The following is a 16,191-nucleotide window of genomic DNA, read 5'->3' as shown; positions in this document are numbered from 1 at the left end:
ATGACATCGACCTACCCGCCCGGCACGCGGTCGGGACCGGACGCCCCGCCCCAGCCGCCCCCGTCCGCCGGCCGGACCCACTCCCGGCGCCGACTGCTGAACTGGCTCACCGCGATGGGCTTCCAACTGCCCGCCCTGGTGCTGTTCGGCGTGCTCGTCCTGCTGCCGATCCTGTTCGCGGTGTACGCCTCGTTCTTCCGCTGGGGCGGCTTCGGCATGCCGTCCGACTACACCGGCACCGACAACTTCACCCGGCTCTTCCAGGACGACGTCTTCCTCGGCGACCTGTGGCGCTGTCTGCTCCTGGTCCTGCTCTCGCTGGCGCTGCAACTGCCGTTCGCGCTCGCCATGGCGGTCCTGCTCAACCAGAGGCTCCGGGGCCGGGCCGTCTACCGGATGCTGTTCTTCGCGCCGTACGTGCTGTCCGAGGCGATCACCGGTGTGCTGTTCGGCATGATCTTCGCGCCCGGCCAGGGGCTCGCCGACCATGTGCTGGGAGCCTTCGGGCTCGACGGCCTCGGCGGGGAGTGGTTCTCCGACCCCTCCACCGTGATGGCCACCCTCTTCCTGGTCATGACCTGGAAGTACTTCGGCTTCCACATGATGCTCTACCTGGCCGGACTCCAGTCCATCCCCGCCGAGTTGACGGAGGCGGCGATCGTCGACGGTGCGAACTCCTGGCAGCGCTTCCGCCATGTCACCCTGCCGCTGCTCGCCCCGACCCTGCGCATCAGCGTCTTCCTGTCGGTCATCGGCTCCATCCAGCTCTTCGACCTGGTCTGGGTGATCACCGCGGGCGGTCCCGACCACCACTCGGAGACCATGGCCGTGACCATGTTCCAGTACGGCTTCAAGCGTTACCAGGTCGGCTACGCCAGCGCGATCAGCGTGGTCATGTTCGCCATCAGCCTCGTCTTCGCCCTCGCCTACCAGCGGTTCGTGCTCCGCCGGGACCTGGCGGGCGCCACCACGAACATGAGGGGAGACGGCGCATGAGCGGCCGTAGGACGACCGTACGGAACCTGCCCCTGCACCTGGTCCTCGTCCTGGTCGGCGCGGTGATGGTCGTACCCCTGCTGTACGCCGCCCTGTCCGGGTTCAAGTCCACGGACGAGCTGTCCCGCAACCCGGTCGGGCTGCCCGGCTCCTGGATCGTCTCCAACTACACCGACATCCTCGGTTCCGGCTCGTTCTGGCGGCTGGTCGGCAACAGCACGCTGATCGCGGTGGGCACGACCGTGCTGGTGGTCGCTGTGTCGGCACTCGCGGCCTTCTCCTTCGCGCGGTTCGCCTTCCGTGGCCGCGAGGTGCTGTTCACGGTGTTCACGATGGGCCTGATGTTCCCGTTCGCGGTGGCGGCCCTGCCGCTGTTCCTGCTGCTGCGCTCGATGAACCTGCTCGACAACCCGCTGGGCGTGATCCTCCCGCAGGCCGCGTTCGGACTGCCGATGACCATCATCATCCTGCGGGGCTTCTTCCGGGAGATCCCCGGCGAGCTGGAGGAGGCGGCCACCCTGGACGGCTGCGGGCCGTTCGCCTTCTTCTGGCGGATCCTGCTGCCCATGGCCCGGCCCGCGCTCGGCACGGTCTCCGTGCTGGCGGTGGTCACCAGCTGGAACAACTTCCTGCTCCCGCTGCTGGTCTTCACCGACTCCACCTGGTGGACCATCCCGATCGGCGTGCAGCAGTTCCAGGGCCAGTACTCCTCGGACACCGCCCGGGTCTTCGCCTATCTGGTCCTCGCCATGGTCCCCGCCCTGGCCTTCTACTCGGTCGCCGAGCGGCAGCTCGTCGGCGGCCTCACCGCCGGCGCCACCAAGGGCTGAATCCCCGCTGACCACCCCTACTGATCAATCCTTCTTGATCGGAGTCACACGATGTCCCGCACACGTCTCAGACTCGCCGGTGCCCTCGCGCCCGTGCTCGTGGCGGCGGGGGTGGCCACCGGCCCCGCCGCCCAGGCTCACGACCGGCAGCCCACCCTCGCCGAGCTGGCCCAGCGGCACGGCCGCTACTTCGGCAGCGCCACCGACAACCCCGAACTCACCGACATCGCCTACACCAGGCTGCTCGGCACCGAGTTCGACATGATCACGCCCGGCAACGGTATGAAGTGGTACGCCACCGAGCCCCAGCAGGGCGTCTTCGACTGGACCAACGGCGACGAGATCGTCGACCTGGTCCGCAGGAACCACCAGCGGGTCCGCGCCCACACCCTGGTCTGGCACAGCCAGCTGCCCGACTGGCTCACCTCCCGCGACTGGACGGCCACCGAACTGCGGGCGGTGCTGAAGAAGCATATCCAGACGGAGGTACGGCACTACCGGGGCAAGGTGTACTCCTGGGACGTCGTCAACGAGGCCTTCAACGAGGACGGCAGCTACCGCGAGACCCTCTGGTACAAGACGCTGGGCCCCGGCTACATCGCCGACGCGCTGCGCTGGGCCCACCAGGCCGACCCGCACGCCAAGCTCTACCTCAACGACTACAACATCGAGGCCACCGGCCCGAAGAGCGACGCCTACTACGCGCTCGCCCAGGAGCTGAAGGCCGAGCAGGTGCCGCTGAACGGCATCGGCTTCCAGGCCCACCTCGCCCTCCAGTACGGCTATCCGAGCACCCTGGAGGACAACCTCCGCCGCTTCTCGCGCCTCGGCCTGGACACCGCGCTCACCGAGGTGGACGTCCGGATGCAACTGCCGGCCACGGACGAGAAGCTGGCCCAGCAGGCGACCTGGTACGCGGACCTGACCAAGGCCTGCCTTGCGGTACGGCGGTGCGTGGGCGTGACGGTCTGGGACTACACGGACAAGTATTCGTGGATCCCGGCGTTCTTCCCCGGCGAGGGCGCGGCCCTGCCCTGGGACGAGCAACTCGCTCCCAAGCCGGCCTACTTCGCGCTGCGCCGAGCGCTCGGCTACAGGGGGTAGCCATCTCCGGACGCACGTCGGGGCCGGTTCGCACCATGTGTGTGCGTCCGGCCCCTGTCTGTCACCGGGCGGAGCGGCGGGGCCGCCCGGGGTGGTGCGGTGGTCTTTCAGGCGGCGGTCATCACGCTGCCGGCACCGACCGGGCGGTGTGGCGCGATGATCTGGCCGTCGGGCAGGAGCTCACCGGTGTCCTCGAAGAGCAGAACGCCGTTGCACAGCAGGCTCCACCCCTGCTCCGGGTGGTGCGCCATCAGGCGGGCGGATTCCCGGTCGGCGGATTCTGCTGTCGGACACGGTGGCTGGTGCTGGCACATGGGTGGGGTCTCTCGCTCTGTCGTTGTCATGTCGGTCCCCCGTGGTGATGAGTCGGTCGGAAACCAGTGTTGCCCTCCGGGCGATGTTCCGCAGGGATTTCGCCGCACCGCTTCTCACAGGTTGGAGACGCGTCACCCGCGCGGACGGTTCATCTCGACCGGGCTGTCAATTCGGATGGTTTCGCATGGCCGGATGGAGCTGGTCAGGAGGGGCGGAGAAGGGTTAATCAGCTCTTAGGAGCAGTTAATTGCTCGTACGAGCGGCTTCCGGGGTCCCAGGTAATGACTTACGGAAATACGAACGTACCCCGTCACCCGTTCAGGGGTGGCGGGGTACGGCGGGGTGACGCGTCTCAGGCGGGTGTGATGAGCAGCGGGGCCGGGGTGACCCGATGGGTCAGCACCGGAAGCAGTTCGGCCACCGGGTGCGGCCGGTGGGCCGCGATACCGGGTGGGGCCGGAGCGAGCGGGACGAGCAGATCGTTGGCCGCCGGGTGGCCGTCGGCGCCGTCAGCGGTGCGGTCGCCGTGCAGCCACAGGGTGAGCATGTAGAGCCCGGGCAGGGACAGCAGGCGTGGCTGGTAGGTCTGTTGCAGGGTCTCGGCCTGGTGCAGGGCCCGCTCGGTGGAGGTGATGTAGGGCCCCTCGAAGAAGTGCGAGAAGGCCCAGCCGTCCGGGGTGAGCATCGTCTCGGCCGCGGCCACGGCACGGTCGCCGCATCGGATCAGGAAGCGCCAGCCGGCCAGCCGGGTGGCGGACACGCCCTCCGGGGTGATCCGGTCCAGAACGTGCACGGGCAAGGGGAGTTCAGGGGTCGCGGGTCCCTGGGCGGTGCGCAGGGCGGGGGTGCGGGCCTCGCGGACCGCGGTAGGGGAACCGAGGGCGGTAAGGACGGAACGCAGGGCGGGCGCGGGGGCAGGCGGGAATTGCAGCGGCATGGTGGGTCGCCTCTCATTCGACAGGCGCGGCGGCGCGAGGGCGGGGGCGGACGGCGCTGTCAGCTCACAGGGGAGGTCAGAGAGGCGGGGGCCCGGCTCGGTGAAGAGAGGTGCGGGCGTTGTCTGCCGCACGTCATTCAGAGGGCAGGAACCAGGACCGTGGGCGCCAGCCTTCTGCCTTGTTCGCGGAGCTTATACGACGCCTGTTCAGACGGCGTTTCAACGGCCCGTTTCACAGAACAGAACAAGGCGCAATTCGGCCGAGGATACGTGCGGAAACCTCCCGATTTCCAGCCCACTGCAACCGCGCTGACCTCGGAACACGCGGTTCTCGCGGTCGGCCGAATGTCATCGGCGTTTTTCACGAGGAGAACGGGGAACCCGCAGTTGCATGATGCCCCATGCCCCGTGAATGTGCCGCAGGACACATTCCAACAGAGTAGCGGCTACCCGTGCCGCGCGCGACGTTATCGATCGCTTCCACGGGGCATCATCCCACCTGGACCCGGGACCACCGGCGGCCGGAACCCCGGTCCGCCCATTCGAGGAGGGACGCTTCGATGGGGGAGAAGGTCGTGGCGGGCCGGTTCGACCTGTCCGATCGCCAGCGGTACCGCGAAAAGCTCCGCGGCTGTCTGTCGGGGCTGGAGCGGTTGCTGGTGGAGAAGCGGTTCGACCGCCCCAAGAACCTCATGGGCGTCGAGATCGAATTGAATCTCGCCGGCGCGGACGGCATGCCGCGAATGCTGAACGGACAGGTTCTGGAACGTATCGCGAGCCGAGATTTCCAAACAGAACTCGCCATGTTCAATCTGGAAGTGAACATAGCTCCCCACCGGCTCGGCGGCCGGGTATTCGACCGGCTCGACGAAGAACTCCGGACCTCGCTGGCATACGCAGACCGCAAGGCGGGCGAGGTGGACGCCGGCATCGTGATGATCGGCATCCTGCCCACGCTGGAGCGGGACGACCTGGTGTCCGCGAACCTCTCCGAGGTGGACCGGTACACCCTGCTCAACGACCAGATCGTGGCCGCCCGGGGCGAGGACTTCGTACTGGACATCGAGGGCGTCGAGCACCTCGTGTGCACCTCGAAGTCGATCGTCCCCGAGGCCGCCTGCACCTCCGTCCAACTGCATCTCCAGGTCACCCCGGCCCGCTTCGCCGACGTGTGGAACGCGGCGCAGGCGGCCTGCGCCGCGCAGATCGCCGTGGGCGCGAACTCCCCCTTCCTCTTCGGTCACGAACTGTGGCGCGAGTCCCGCCCCCCGCTGTTCCTCCAGGCCACGGACACCCGCCCGCCGGAGCTCCAGGCCCAGGGCGTACGGCCGCGCATATGGTTCGGCGAGCGCTGGATCAGCTCCGCGTACGAGCTGTTCGAGGAGAACCTGCGCTTCTTCCCGCCGCTCCTGCCGATCTGCGACGACGAGGACCCGCTGGCCGTGCTGGACGCGGGCGGGGTGCCGAAGCTCGCGGAACTCGTCCTGCACAACGGCACGGTGTACCGCTGGAACCGGCCGGTGTACGGCGTCGCCGACGGCGTCCCCCACCTCCGGGTCGAGAACCGCGTCCTCCCGGCCGGCCCGACCATCACCGACGTCATCGCCAACGCGGCCTTCTACTACGGCCTCGTCCGCGCCCTCGCGGAGGAGTCACGACCGGTGTGGACCCGGCTGCCCTTCGCGGCGGCCGAGGCGAACTTCGACGCGGCGTGCCGTCATGGCATCGACGCGCGGCTGGTCTGGCCGAGGAAGGGCCGGTACGGCGGCGGTACCGCGGAAGTGGACGCGGTCACCCTGGTCCGCGACGAGTTGCTGCCGCTGGCGGCGGCGGGACTGGACGCGTGGGGGGTGGAGGCCGCCGACCGGGACTTCTACCTGGGCGTGATAGAGGAGCGGTGCCGGCGACGGGTGAACGGGGCGTCGTGGCAGGCGGCGACGTTCCACCGGGCGGTGGAGCGGGGGCTGCCGAGGGACGAGGCGCTGGCCGCGATGACGCGGCGCTATGCGGAGCTGATGAATGCGGGCGAGCCGGTGCATACGTGGCCGGTCGGGTTATTGGAGCCGGTGCCGACGGGGTGAGGGCGGCTGCGGGGTTGGTGTGTCGCGGGTGTGGTGGGGTGTGGGCTGTAGGGGTGTGAGCTGTCGGGATGTGGTGTGGTGAGATGCCGGGTGCGGCGCCGCGGGGGCTGGTCGCGCAGTTCCCCGCGCCCCTTTCGGGGCCGAAGACGGGCGTGGGGCAGGATTGCCCAACCGGAGTCAGGAGTGCAGGTGGAGGCGGAGCAGGTGGCCGATTCATACCGACTGGAGCGGCCCTCGCAGCGCATGCTCAGGGACGAGACGCTGCTCGTTCTCGGGCTTTCGCTCGGTGCGAGCGGAGTGTCCGCCCTGATCAGCTTTGTCGGATCGGTCACCAAACCGGGCGGCCTCAAGGACCAGGCGGCGACCCTCAACGCTTCCGCCGCGCCGGGCCGCCCCTGGCTGGATCTCGCCTGGCAGCTGTTCGGCATCGCGAGCGCGCTCGTTCCCGTCCTGCTGGTCGCCCATCTCCTCCTGCGTGAGGGGGCGAGCCTGCGCACGCTCGGCTTCGACCGCACCCGCCCCTGGCCCGACCTCGGGCGTGGGGCGGGCGTCGCGGCGGTGATCGGCAGCACCGGCATCGCCTTCTACCTGGCCGCACGCGGCCTCGGCTTCAACCTCACGGTGGTGCCGGAAGCGCTGCCGGACGTGTGGTGGAAGTACCCCGTGCTGATCCTCTCCGCGATGCAGAACGCGATCCTCGAAGAGGTCATCGTCGTCGGCTATCTGCTGCGCCGCCTGGACCAGTTGGGGTGGAGTGCGGGCACGGCCCTGGTGGCCAGTTCCGTACTGCGCGGGTCGTACCACCTCTACCAGGGGATCGGCGGCTTCGTCGGCAACATGGTGATGGGCGTGGTCTTCGTCTACCTGTACCGGCGGTGGGGCCGGGTCGGTCCCCTGGTGGTCGCGCATTCCCTCCTCGACATCGGCGCGTTCGTCGGCTACGCGCTGCTGGCGGGCAAGGTGGGCTGGCTGCCTACGGCGTGAGCAGTTCGCCGTCGATCACGGTGACGGCCCGTCCGGTGAGCAGGGTGCGGTCGCCGCGCAGCGAGGTGCGGACGAAGCCGGTGCGGCGGGAGGCCTGGAGCCCCGTCAGATCGGGCCTGCCGAGCCGGCCGGACCAGTGCGGTGCGAGGGCGGTATGTGCACTGCCGGTCACCGGGTCTTCGTCGATGCCGACGTTCGGGAAGAAGCAGCGGGAGACGTAGTCGTAGCCACGGGCGGGGTCCTCGGCGCGGGCGGTGGCGATGATCCCGCGTGCCGAGTAGGCGCCGAGGGCCCTGTGGTCGGGTGAGAGGCCGAGCACGGTCTTCTCGTCGGCGAGTTCGAGAAGCAGGTCGCCGACGTTCGGTCCGGTGTCGAAGGCGGCGACGGGTTCGGCACCGAGCGTGTCGGCGACGCCGGCGGGGGCGTCGACGCGGGTGAGCGGGGCGGTGGGGAAGTCGAGGGTGATCGTCCCGTCCGTGCCGGGCGTGGCGATCAGCACCCCGCTCCGGGTGGCGAACCGCACGGGCCCCCTGTGCACCCCCGTCGTGCTGATCACGTGGGCGGTGGCGAGCGTGGCATGCCCACACATCGCGACCTCCGTGACCGGGGTGAACCACCGCAACGCCCAGTCCGCGTCCCCGCTCTCGGGCAGGGGGTGCGCGAACGCGGTCTCGGCGTGGTTCACCTCCATGGCGACGTTCTGCATCCACCCGTCCTCGGGAAAGCCGTCCAGCAGCACGACTCCGGCCGGGTTCCCGGCGAAGGGCCGCTCGGCAAAGGCATCGACGATTCGAATCCGCATGAACCAGACGCTAGGGCTTCCACGAGCCAACCGCCCAAGGCCACTCCCGCGTTACTGGACCCATTTCCGATCCCTGATCTCGGCACCGCCGGAGGAAAGGGCGTGTGACGGCGGCCCCGCACCCGCCAGTCGGCTGCCACGGCGCCGTGACCCGGTGCCACCGGCAACGCGAAAGGGCCGACCCGGTGGTGTCGGGTCGGCCTTCTGAGCGGCACGCTCAGTCCGTGCCGAGTTCCATCGCCGCCCGGTCCAGCAGCTCGTCGGCGTCCGGCGCGGCCTCCCCACGGGACGCGATCGCCTCGGCGCCGCCCTCCGGCATGCTGCCGATCAGGCCCGTCGCCGCGGCCTGCGCCGCGCCGATCGCCGGGTTGGCGGAGCCGATCAGGCCGAGGCCCGCGTACTGCTCCAGCTTCGCGCGGGAGTCGGCGATGTCGAGGTTGCGCATGGTGAGCTGGCCGATCCGGTCCACCGGACCGAACGCCGCGTCCTCGGTGCGCTCCATCGACAGCTTGTCGGGGTGGTAGCTGAATGCCGGGCCCGTGGTGTCGAGGATCGAGTAGTCCTCGCCGCGCCGCAGCCGCAGCGTCACCTCACCGGTGACGGCCGCGCCGACCCACCGCTGCAGCGACTCGCGGACCATCAGGGCCTGCGGGTCCAGCCAGCGGCCCTCGTACATCAGCCGGCCGAGCCGCCGCCCCTCGTTGTGGTACTGGGCGACCGTGTCCTCGTTGTGGATCGCGTTGACCAGCCGCTCGTACGCGGCGTGCAGCAGTGCCATGCCCGGCGCCTCGTAGATCCCGCGGCTCTTGGCCTCGATGATCCGGTTCTCGATCTGGTCGGACATGCCGAGCCCGTGCCGGCCGCCGATCGCGTTGGCCTCCATGACCAGTTCGACGGCGGTCCCGAACTCCTTGCCGTTGACGGTCACCGGCCGGCCCTGGTCGAAGCCGATCGTCACGTCCTCGGGGAGGATCTCGACCTCGGGGTCCCAGAACCGCACGCCCATGATCGGGTCGACGGTCTCGATGCCGTTGTCCAGGTGCTCCAGGGTCTTCGCCTCGTGCGTGGCGCCCCAGATGTTGGCGTCCGTGGAGTACGCCTTCTCGGTGCTGTCCCGGTACGGCAGCCCGTGCGCGAGCAGCCACTCGGACATCTCCTTGCGGCCGCCGAGTTCGGTCACGAAGTCCGCGTCCAGCCAGGGCTTGTAGATCCGCAGGTGGGGGTTGGCGAGCAGGCCGTACCGGTAGAACCGCTCGATGTCGTTGCCCTTGAAGGTCGAGCCGTCGCCCCAGATCTGGACGTCGTCCTCAAGCATGGCCCGCACCAGCAGCGTGCCGGTGACGGCACGGCCGAGCGGGGTCGTGTTGAAGTACGCCCGCCCGCCCGAGCGGATGTGGAACGCGCCGCAGGTCAGCGCTGCCAGGCCCTCCTCGACCAGCGCGGCCCGGCAGTCGACCAGGCGCGCGATCTCGGCACCGTAGGTCTTCGCGCGGCCGGGCACCGAGGCGATGTCGGGCTCGTCGTACTGGCCGATGTCGGCGGTGTAGGTGCACGGAACGGCGCCCTTGTCGCGCATCCACGCGACCGCGACCGAGGTGTCGAGGCCGCCGGAGAAGGCGATGCCGACGCGCTCGCCGGCGGGAAGGGAGGTGAGGACCTTGGACATAGGAAGAGTATGCATGATGCCGCATGGTCATGCAACGTCGTCCCAGGTTCATGGCTGAACAGGTCGCCGGAGAGGGTTGTCATCCGAATACTTCCGATATATCGTTGACGCATCGTGAACGATACGCGACAGATCAACGATGGAATGGAGTGATTGCGATGCGTTCCCACGGACACGAGCGCGGACATGGACAGGGATATGGACAGGGTCAGGGTCGCCGTGCGGCGTTCGGGCCCTTCGGCCCGGGTGGCCCGGGCTTCGGTCCCGGCGGGCCCGGCTTCGGACCTGGACACTGGGGGCCGCGAGGGCGCGGTGGTCCCAGGGGGAGGGCACGGCGCGGTGACGTACGGGCCTCGATCCTGGCCCTGCTGAAGGACCGCCCGATGCACGGCTACGAGATGATCCAGGAGATCGCCGAGCGCAGCGGCGGTGCGTGGAAGCCCAGCCCCGGCTCGGTCTACCCCACCCTCCAACTGCTGGAGGACGAGGGCCTGATCGCCAGCGAGAGCGAGGGCGGCAAGAAGCTGTTCTCCCTCACCGACAGCGGTCGCACGGCCGCCGGCGAGGGCCCGGACGCCCCCTGGGAAGAGGCTTCCCGAGGGGTCGACTTCGAGGCCCTCGGTGAGATCCGGCAGGCCGGTTTCGGCCTGATGGAGGCCTTCGGGCAGGTCTGGAAGACCGGCACCAAGGAACAGCGCGACAAGGCGCTGGCCGTCGTCAACGAGACCCGTAAGAAGCTCTACCTCATCCTCGCCGATGAGGACTGACCCTCGTACCCACGGGGGAACAGGGCGCCCCGCGGAGTGATCCGCGGGGCGCCGTGCCGTGTCCGCGGGGTGGTGGCGGCATCAGGTCACCAGCCCGGCCGGCTTGCGCAGTGACTCGTTCAGGGCGGCTGTCGCCGAGCCCTTGAGCTTGCCCGCCATCAGTGACACGGCCGCGCCCGTGAACTCGCCGTCGATCCGCACCCCCGTCGCGTCCCCGTCCGGGGTCAGCGTGTAGCGCGTCGCGACGGTCACCGCCATCGGGCCCTTGCCGCGGATCGCCGGCACCCGTGCCGGCTCCAGTTCCTCGATGGTCCACTCGACCTCCGCCGGGAAACCCATCAGCTTCATGTTCTCCTGGAAGGTCCCGCCCACCGCCAGGCTCGCGGGGCCGCCCTTCGGGAAGCTGGTGTGGGTCGCGTTCCGCTCCCCGTACGCCGGCCAGTCGGTGAGCTGTGACCACCCCTTCGTGTCGGGCTACGGTGTCGCGGAACGTAGCCGCGCGACCTCGAACATTCAATACTGATGAACCGTCAGGAAATGAGCGGATCCCCGGCCCCGCCCGGAGCCTCAGCCCACCCGCCGTATCTCCGCAGCGTCGAACAGGTCCCACGCCCGCGGCAACGCGCACTCGTCGTGACCATGCCACGCGTCCCAGAACAGGTCCGCGAGCGGCGCGTCCTCAGGCGCGTACACCCGGTACACGTACTGCCTGCCGTCGACCGCAGGGCGCGACCAGCCAGCAACCGCACCCGCTCTCCACATCGACGAGGGACGTACGACCGGTGTGTGACGGTTGCGCACAGGGCGCGCCGCAAGACGGCGCGCGCCCCTGTGGGGGAATCGGCCTGATCTCATCCGCAAGGAGGAGATTCCAGCCGTCGCCGTCCACTCTCCGTGGGACGCGAAGATGCTTCCCCTCGGCGATGACTCAAGCGCTTGCGGTTGATGAGGTAGGGGTGTGCAACCCCGTATTCCCCGCCAGTCCGTCCAGGACCAGGGCGGCATCCACGCGGACGACGATGCCGGGCTCGGTGCCGAGCTGGCAGCGGTGGTCGCCGGTGCCCGCCGGAGGGCGGTGCGGGACGGGGACCGCCAGGTCGACACCGCCCATCTGCTGCACTCGCTGATCGAGTACGACGCCGAGGTCCGCGCCGTCATCGGCGACGCCCCGCAGCTCGCCCGTCTGCTCGGCTATCTGGTTCAGCGCAGCATCGGCTACGGGCTGCGCTGGCAGGGCGGGGTCGAGGACTCCGGCGCGCTGCCCGCCGTCCCGCAGGCCGGGGCAAAGGGAGACGGCGCCTGGTCGCCGGTGGCCGCGGCCGCCCTGGAGTACGCCCGCTGCCGCGCCGGGGGCCGCGCCGCGGACCATGCCGACGGCACCGATCTGCTGGCGGGCCTGGTCGTGGACCCGGAGTCCCGGGCCGTGGAGGTGCTGCAGCGGGCCGGAGTGGCCGCCTCCGCGCTGGCCGTGCGGATCGACGGGGACGGCGGAGCGTGGGACACCGGGGCGGAGAGCCGCACGTCCAGCCGCTGAGACAGGGGTCAAAGGGGGTGACGCTCATGTCGCCCCCTGTCATCATGTGCCGGTGCGCATCACTGACAGCAGCCATGGAAGGGGCCTCGGGCTCTCCCTCGCCCTCGGATCGGCGCTCGCCTTCGGCGGCTCCGGCGTCGCGGCCAAGCCGCTGATCGAGGCCGGGCTCGACCCGCTGCACGTGGTGTGGCTGCGGGTGGCGGGCGCCGCCCTGGTGATGCTGCCGCTCGCCGTCCGCCACCGTGACCTGCCGCGCCGCAGGCCCGCGCTGCTCGTCGGGTTCGGCCTGCTCGCCGTCGCGGGTGTCCAGGCCTGCTACTTCGCCGCGATCTCCCGCATACCGGTGGGGGTGGCGCTGCTGGTGGAGTACCTCGCCCCCGCGCTGGTGCTCGGCTGGGTCCGCTTCGTGCAGCGCCGGCCGGTCACCCGCGCCGCCGCACTCGGTGTCGTCCTCGCGGCCGGCGGCCTCGCGTGCGTCGTGGAGGTGTGGTCGGGGCTGAGTTTCGACGCGCTGGGGCTGGTGCTGGCGCTGGGGGCGGCATGCTGTCAGGTGGGCTACTTCGTGCTCGCCGATCACGGTGGGGGAGACGGGGTGGATCCCCTGGGGGTCATCGCGTACGGGCTGTTGGTGGGGGCCGGGGTGCTGACGATCGTGGCGCGGCCGTGGGGGATGGACTGGTCGGTGCTGGCCGGTTCCGCGCGGATGAACGGGACGACAGTGCCGGCGGTCGCCCTGCTGCTGTGGATCGTGCTCCTCGCGACGGTCGTCGCCTACATCGCCGGTGTGCTGTCGGTACGGCGGCTGTCCCCGCAGGTCGCGGGGGTGGTGGCCTGTCTCGAGGCGGTCGTGGCGACCGTTCTGGCCTGGGTGCTGCTGGGGGAGCGGCTGGCGGCGGCGCAGGTCCTGGGCGGGGCCGTTGTGCTGCTGGGCGCGTTCATCGCGCAGTCCTCGACTCCGGCGAAGGAGTCGGTGGTGGGCCGGAGCGCGGTGGGGGAGAGGGTCGCCTCGACGTCCGCGCGGTGACCGGGCCGCCCACGCGCGCGCGAATGTGCCGTGGCCGGCCGCGCCCACACGGCGGCGACCGCGTCTCGCTACGGCCCCGCGTCCCCGAAGGGGCGCGTCAGCCCTTGGCGGAGTCGTGCGTCAGACGCGCTTGAGGTACGACGGCACCGGGACGTCCGCCGCCAGGTCCCCGTTGGCGATAGGCGTGTCGTAACCCTTCCGCAGCGGCAGCACGCCCGCCCAGTACGGGAGGTCCATGTCCTCGGGCTCGTCGTTGGCGCCGCCCGTGCGGGTCTTGGCCGAGACCTCGTCCAGCTCCAGGCGGATCACCGCCGTCGCGGCCAGTTCCTTCCGGTCGGCCGGGCGGGAGTCGGCGGAGCGGCCCGGCACCACGTGGTCGACCAGGGCGGCCAGCGCTAGGCGCTTCTCCTCGGGGTCGGTGACCTGGTGGGCGACGCCGTGCACCACGACCGAGCGGTAGTTGACCGAGTGGTGGAAGGCGGAGCGGGCCAGCACCAGGCCGTCGACATGGGTGACCGTCACACACACCGGGAGCCCGGGGTCGGCCTGGCCGGTCATCCGCAGGGGTCGCGAGCCCGTCGAGCCGTGCACGTAGAGCACCTCGCCGACCCGGGCGAACAGCGTCGGCAGCACCACCGGCGTGCCCTCGCGCACGAAGCCGAGGTGGCAGACGTACCCCTCGTCGAGGATCGAGTGCACCACTTCCTTGTCGTACGACGCCTTCTGCGCGGCGCGCGTCGGGACGGTGCGGTCGGTCGGGGTGTAGGCGGCGGGCTGCGTCGGTACGGTGCCCTGCACGGCCGGCTCGGCGGTCTCCATTGCGCGACTCCATTGCACTAGTGCATAATCTGCTTTGTGCTAGGAGAATATCCGATCGAAGGCCGGGGCGCAGCGGAGATTGCGGCCAGCGTCGAGCGCGCGGTGGGTGCGGGCGAGCTGGAGCCGGGCCAACTGCTGCCGCCGATGAGGGAGTTGGCGACCCGGCTCGGGGTGAATCCCAATACGGTCGCGGCCGCGTACCGCACCCTGCGTGAGCGCGGAGTCATCGAGACCGCCGGCCGGCGAGGCAGCCGTATCCGGTCCAAGCCGGCCACCACCGGCCGTGATCAGATCCGCGTCGATGTCCCGGCCGGCGTGCGCGACCTGTCCTCCGGCAACCCCGACCCCGCGCTGCTCCCGGCCCTCGCGCCGGCCCTGGCGGCCCTGGCGGCCGACGAGGCCGACCGCCCCCCGGTCCTCTACGGCGCCGACCCCGTCGAGCCGGAGCTGGAGCGGATCTCGCGCGCCGAGCTCACCGCCGACGGCGTGCCCGACGGGCCGTTCACCGTCACCTCCGGCTCCCTCGACGCCGTCGAACGGGTCCTGCTGGCGCACCTCAAGCCGGGCGACCCGGTCGCCGTAGAGGACCCCGGATGGGGCCGCACCCTCGATCTCATCCCCGCGCTGGGGCTGCGCACCGTCCCGGTGGCCGTCGACGACGACGGGCCGCGGGCCGACAGCCTGCGCCGGGCGCTGGAGGCCGGGGCGCGCGCCCTGATCGTCACCGCCCGGGCGCACAACCCCACCGGGGCCGCGGTGTGCGGCGCACGCGCGCGTGCGCTGCGCGCCGTGCTGCGCGACCACCCGCACACCGTGCTGATCGAGGACGACCACGGGCACGGCATCGTCGATCTCCCCCTGCACCCCCTCGTGGGCGTCACCCGGCACTGGGCCTTCGTCCGCTCGGTCGCCAAGGCCTACGGCCCGGACCTGCGGCTGGCCGTCCTGACCGGCGACGAGGTCACGGTCGACCGGGTGCGGGGCCGGCAGCGGCTGGGGCCGGGCTGGGTGAGCCGTCTGCTGCAGCGGACGGTGGTCCGGATGCGGAAGGACGGCGCGGTGCGCGGCCCGGAGGTGGCGGCGGCCTACCGGGCCCGCCGCGAGCTGCTGATCGACGCGCTCGCGGACCACGGCATCGAGGCCCACGGCCGCAGCGGTATGAACGTCTGGGTCCCGGTCCCGGACGAGACGGGCGCGGTGTCCCGCCTGCTGCACGAGGGGTGGGCGGTGTCCCCGGGGGCGCGGTACCGCCTGGCCGCCCCGCCGGGAATCCGCATCACCGTCTCGACCCTGACCCCGCGGGAGGCCGCCCCGCTGGCAGCGGCGGTGGCCGCAGCGGTGGGTCCGGCAACGGGCCGGATCCAGGCCTAGGGGGTGACCGGCTGCGGGCGCCGCCGCACCTGCGTCAGCGCGGCCCCGGCCAGCACGACGACCGCCCCGGCCGGCGTACTCCACCGCAACGACTCACCCAGCACCGCGACCCCCGCCGCCGTGGCGATGACCGGAATGAAGTACGTGACCATCTGGGCGGTGGTCGGCCCGACCTCCGCGACCAGCCCGTACTGGATCAGCACCGCCAGCCCCGTCCCCAACGCCCCCAGCGCCGCGACGGCCAGCAACGGCACCGCCGCGAAGTGCGCCGGAACCGAGGTGAACAACGGTGTCACCACGGCCAGTTGGACCGTCGCCAGCAGCAACTGTGCCCCCGTCATGGACAGATGCGAGTGGCCGGTCCCCGCCAGCGTCCGCCGGACGTAGATCCACCCGATCGGATAGCTCAACGAGGCCAGCAGCGCCAGCACCGTCCCGGTGACGTCCAGTCCGTGGAACCCCTCCCAGGCTCCCAGCACGGTCAGCACCCCCAGGAATCCGAGTCCGAGTCCGGCCACCCGCACCCGAGTCGGCCGATCCTCGGAGAGGGCCACCAGCGACAACGCCATCCCCCACAGCGGTGAGGTCGCGTTGCAGATACCGGCCAGCGTGGACGGAATCGTCAGCTCCGAATAGGCGAACAGAGAGAACGGCAGGGCGTTGAGCAGAAGCGCGGCGACCGCCAGACGCGCCCACGTACGCGCCCCGCGCGGCAGCCGCTCCCGCTTCACCACCAGCGCCGCCGCCAGTACCGCCGTACCGAAGACCAGCCTGCCCAGCGTGACCTGGAAGGGTGCGTACCCGTCCGTGCCGACCTTGATCAACAGAAAGCTGAAGCCCCAGATCAGCGACAGGAAGCCGAACCGGAGTCGCCAGTCGAGGCGGGGGCCAGAGGGGGTGGCGTCAAGCGTCGGCCGGCCGGACGCGGTGGTGGTCACGGTGCTCATGCCGTCCACCCTGC

Annotated in this window: 16 protein-coding genes and 1 pseudogene; 9 read left to right on the top strand and 8 right to left on the bottom strand. The window is 70.8% G+C overall.

The genetic code is table 11. From position 1 onward, the window contains the following. From ABZ396_RS36845 to ABZ396_RS36835, 3 genes are read left to right on the top strand one after another with little or no spacing between them, the layout of a single operon-like run. On the top strand, positions 1-996 hold the full coding sequence (locus ABZ396_RS36845) for a sugar ABC transporter permease (protein WP_358922871.1): 996 nt from the start codon (positions 1-3) through the stop codon (positions 994-996). After that, complete coding sequence (locus ABZ396_RS36840; RefSeq protein WP_358922872.1) at positions 993-1,826, top strand: carbohydrate ABC transporter permease; 834 nt, start codon at positions 993-995, stop codon at positions 1,824-1,826. Before ABZ396_RS36845 ends, ABZ396_RS36840 begins: the two co-directional genes overlap by 4 nt. Before the next feature lie 51 nt (positions 1,827-1,877). Next, the gene (locus ABZ396_RS36835) at positions 1,878-2,930 is read left to right on the top strand and encodes an endo-1,4-beta-xylanase (RefSeq protein WP_358922873.1); all 1,053 of its coding nucleotides are present in this window, start codon (positions 1,878-1,880) and stop codon (positions 2,928-2,930) included. 107 nt (positions 2,931-3,037) lie between these two features. Here ABZ396_RS36835 and ABZ396_RS36830 read toward each other — a convergent pair whose 3' ends face one another. Both ABZ396_RS36830 and ABZ396_RS36825 read right to left on the bottom strand, forming a co-directional pair. Then, a complete protein-coding gene (locus ABZ396_RS36830) occupies positions 3,038-3,244 on the bottom strand; it encodes a DUF5999 family protein (RefSeq protein ID WP_358922875.1) in 207 nt (68 codons plus the stop codon). Positions 3,245-3,597: 353 nt separating this feature from the next. Next, positions 3,598-4,182, bottom strand: a complete 585-nt coding sequence (locus ABZ396_RS36825; RefSeq protein ID WP_358922877.1) for a hypothetical protein — start codon at positions 4,180-4,182, stop codon at positions 3,598-3,600. A gap of 560 nt (positions 4,183-4,742) precedes the next feature. Here ABZ396_RS36825 and ABZ396_RS36820 point away from each other — a divergent pair. Next, positions 4,743-6,263 carry a glutamate--cysteine ligase gene (locus ABZ396_RS36820; RefSeq protein WP_358922879.1) on the top strand — a complete coding sequence of 507 codons (1,521 nt, stop codon included), beginning with the start codon at positions 4,743-4,745 and terminating at the stop codon, positions 6,261-6,263. Between the two features lie 243 nt (positions 6,264-6,506). Next, a complete protein-coding gene (locus tag ABZ396_RS36815) occupies positions 6,507-7,247 on the top strand; it encodes a type II CAAX endopeptidase family protein (RefSeq protein ID WP_358922903.1) in 741 nt (246 codons plus the stop codon). Here the strand turns inward: ABZ396_RS36815 and ABZ396_RS36810 are convergent. Then, positions 7,237-8,049: a PhzF family phenazine biosynthesis isomerase gene (locus ABZ396_RS36810; protein WP_358922880.1), complete on the bottom strand. Its 813-nt coding sequence runs from the start codon at positions 8,047-8,049 to the stop codon at positions 7,237-7,239. The two genes, ABZ396_RS36815 and ABZ396_RS36810, sit on opposite strands and share 11 nt — an antisense overlap. A 217-nt stretch (positions 8,050-8,266) precedes the next feature. Further along, entirely contained in the window at positions 8,267-9,715 is a 1,449-nt protein-coding gene (gene argG, locus ABZ396_RS36805; RefSeq protein WP_358922905.1) for an argininosuccinate synthase, read from the bottom strand. A gap of 158 nt (positions 9,716-9,873) precedes the next feature. On the opposite strand from argG, the gene ABZ396_RS36800 reads away from it, so the two are divergent. Then, positions 9,874-10,482 (top strand): PadR family transcriptional regulator, encoded by a 609-nt coding sequence (locus tag ABZ396_RS36800; protein WP_358922882.1) that lies wholly within the window; start codon positions 9,874-9,876, stop codon positions 10,480-10,482. Positions 10,483-10,563: 81 nt separating this feature from the next. Here the strand turns inward: ABZ396_RS36800 and ABZ396_RS36795 are convergent. Both ABZ396_RS36795 and ABZ396_RS36790 read right to left on the bottom strand, forming a co-directional pair. Further along, positions 10,564-10,995 (bottom strand): annotated as a pseudogene (locus tag ABZ396_RS36795) (SRPBCC family protein). A 54-nt stretch (positions 10,996-11,049) separates the two neighbouring features. Then, complete coding sequence (locus ABZ396_RS36790) at positions 11,050-11,244, bottom strand: hypothetical protein (RefSeq protein WP_358922884.1); 195 nt, start codon at positions 11,242-11,244, stop codon at positions 11,050-11,052. 196 nt (positions 11,245-11,440) lie between these two features. On the opposite strand from ABZ396_RS36790, the gene ABZ396_RS36785 reads away from it, so the two are divergent. Further along, positions 11,441-12,016, top strand: coding sequence for a Clp protease N-terminal domain-containing protein (locus ABZ396_RS36785; RefSeq protein WP_358922886.1), 576 nt, complete (start codon positions 11,441-11,443; stop codon positions 12,014-12,016). A 46-nt stretch (positions 12,017-12,062) separates the two neighbouring features. Then, complete coding sequence (locus ABZ396_RS36780) at positions 12,063-13,040, top strand: EamA family transporter (protein WP_358922887.1); 978 nt, start codon at positions 12,063-12,065, stop codon at positions 13,038-13,040. 120 nt (positions 13,041-13,160) lie between these two features. Here the strand turns inward: ABZ396_RS36780 and ABZ396_RS36775 are convergent, their stop codons facing one another. Continuing rightward, a complete protein-coding gene (locus ABZ396_RS36775; RefSeq protein ID WP_358922907.1) occupies positions 13,161-13,838 on the bottom strand; it encodes a pyridoxamine 5'-phosphate oxidase family protein in 678 nt (225 codons plus the stop codon). A gap of 57 nt (positions 13,839-13,895) precedes the next feature. On the opposite strand from ABZ396_RS36775, the gene ABZ396_RS36770 reads away from it, so the two are divergent. Continuing rightward, positions 13,896-15,230: an aminotransferase class I/II-fold pyridoxal phosphate-dependent enzyme gene (locus ABZ396_RS36770; RefSeq protein WP_358922889.1), complete on the top strand. Its 1,335-nt coding sequence runs from the start codon at positions 13,896-13,898 to the stop codon at positions 15,228-15,230. Here the strand turns inward: ABZ396_RS36770 and ABZ396_RS36765 are convergent. Next, positions 15,227-16,177, bottom strand: coding sequence for a DMT family transporter (locus tag ABZ396_RS36765; RefSeq protein ID WP_358922891.1), 951 nt, complete (start codon positions 16,175-16,177; stop codon positions 15,227-15,229). The genes ABZ396_RS36770 and ABZ396_RS36765 overlap by 4 nt on opposite strands. Positions 16,178-16,191: the final 14 nt, after the last annotated feature.

The organism is Streptomyces sp. NPDC005866, assembly GCF_040629895.1.
Taxonomy (GTDB): Bacteria; Actinomycetota; Actinomycetes; order Streptomycetales; family Streptomycetaceae; genus Streptomyces.
This window is presented reverse-complemented; position numbering and strand designations above follow the sequence as displayed.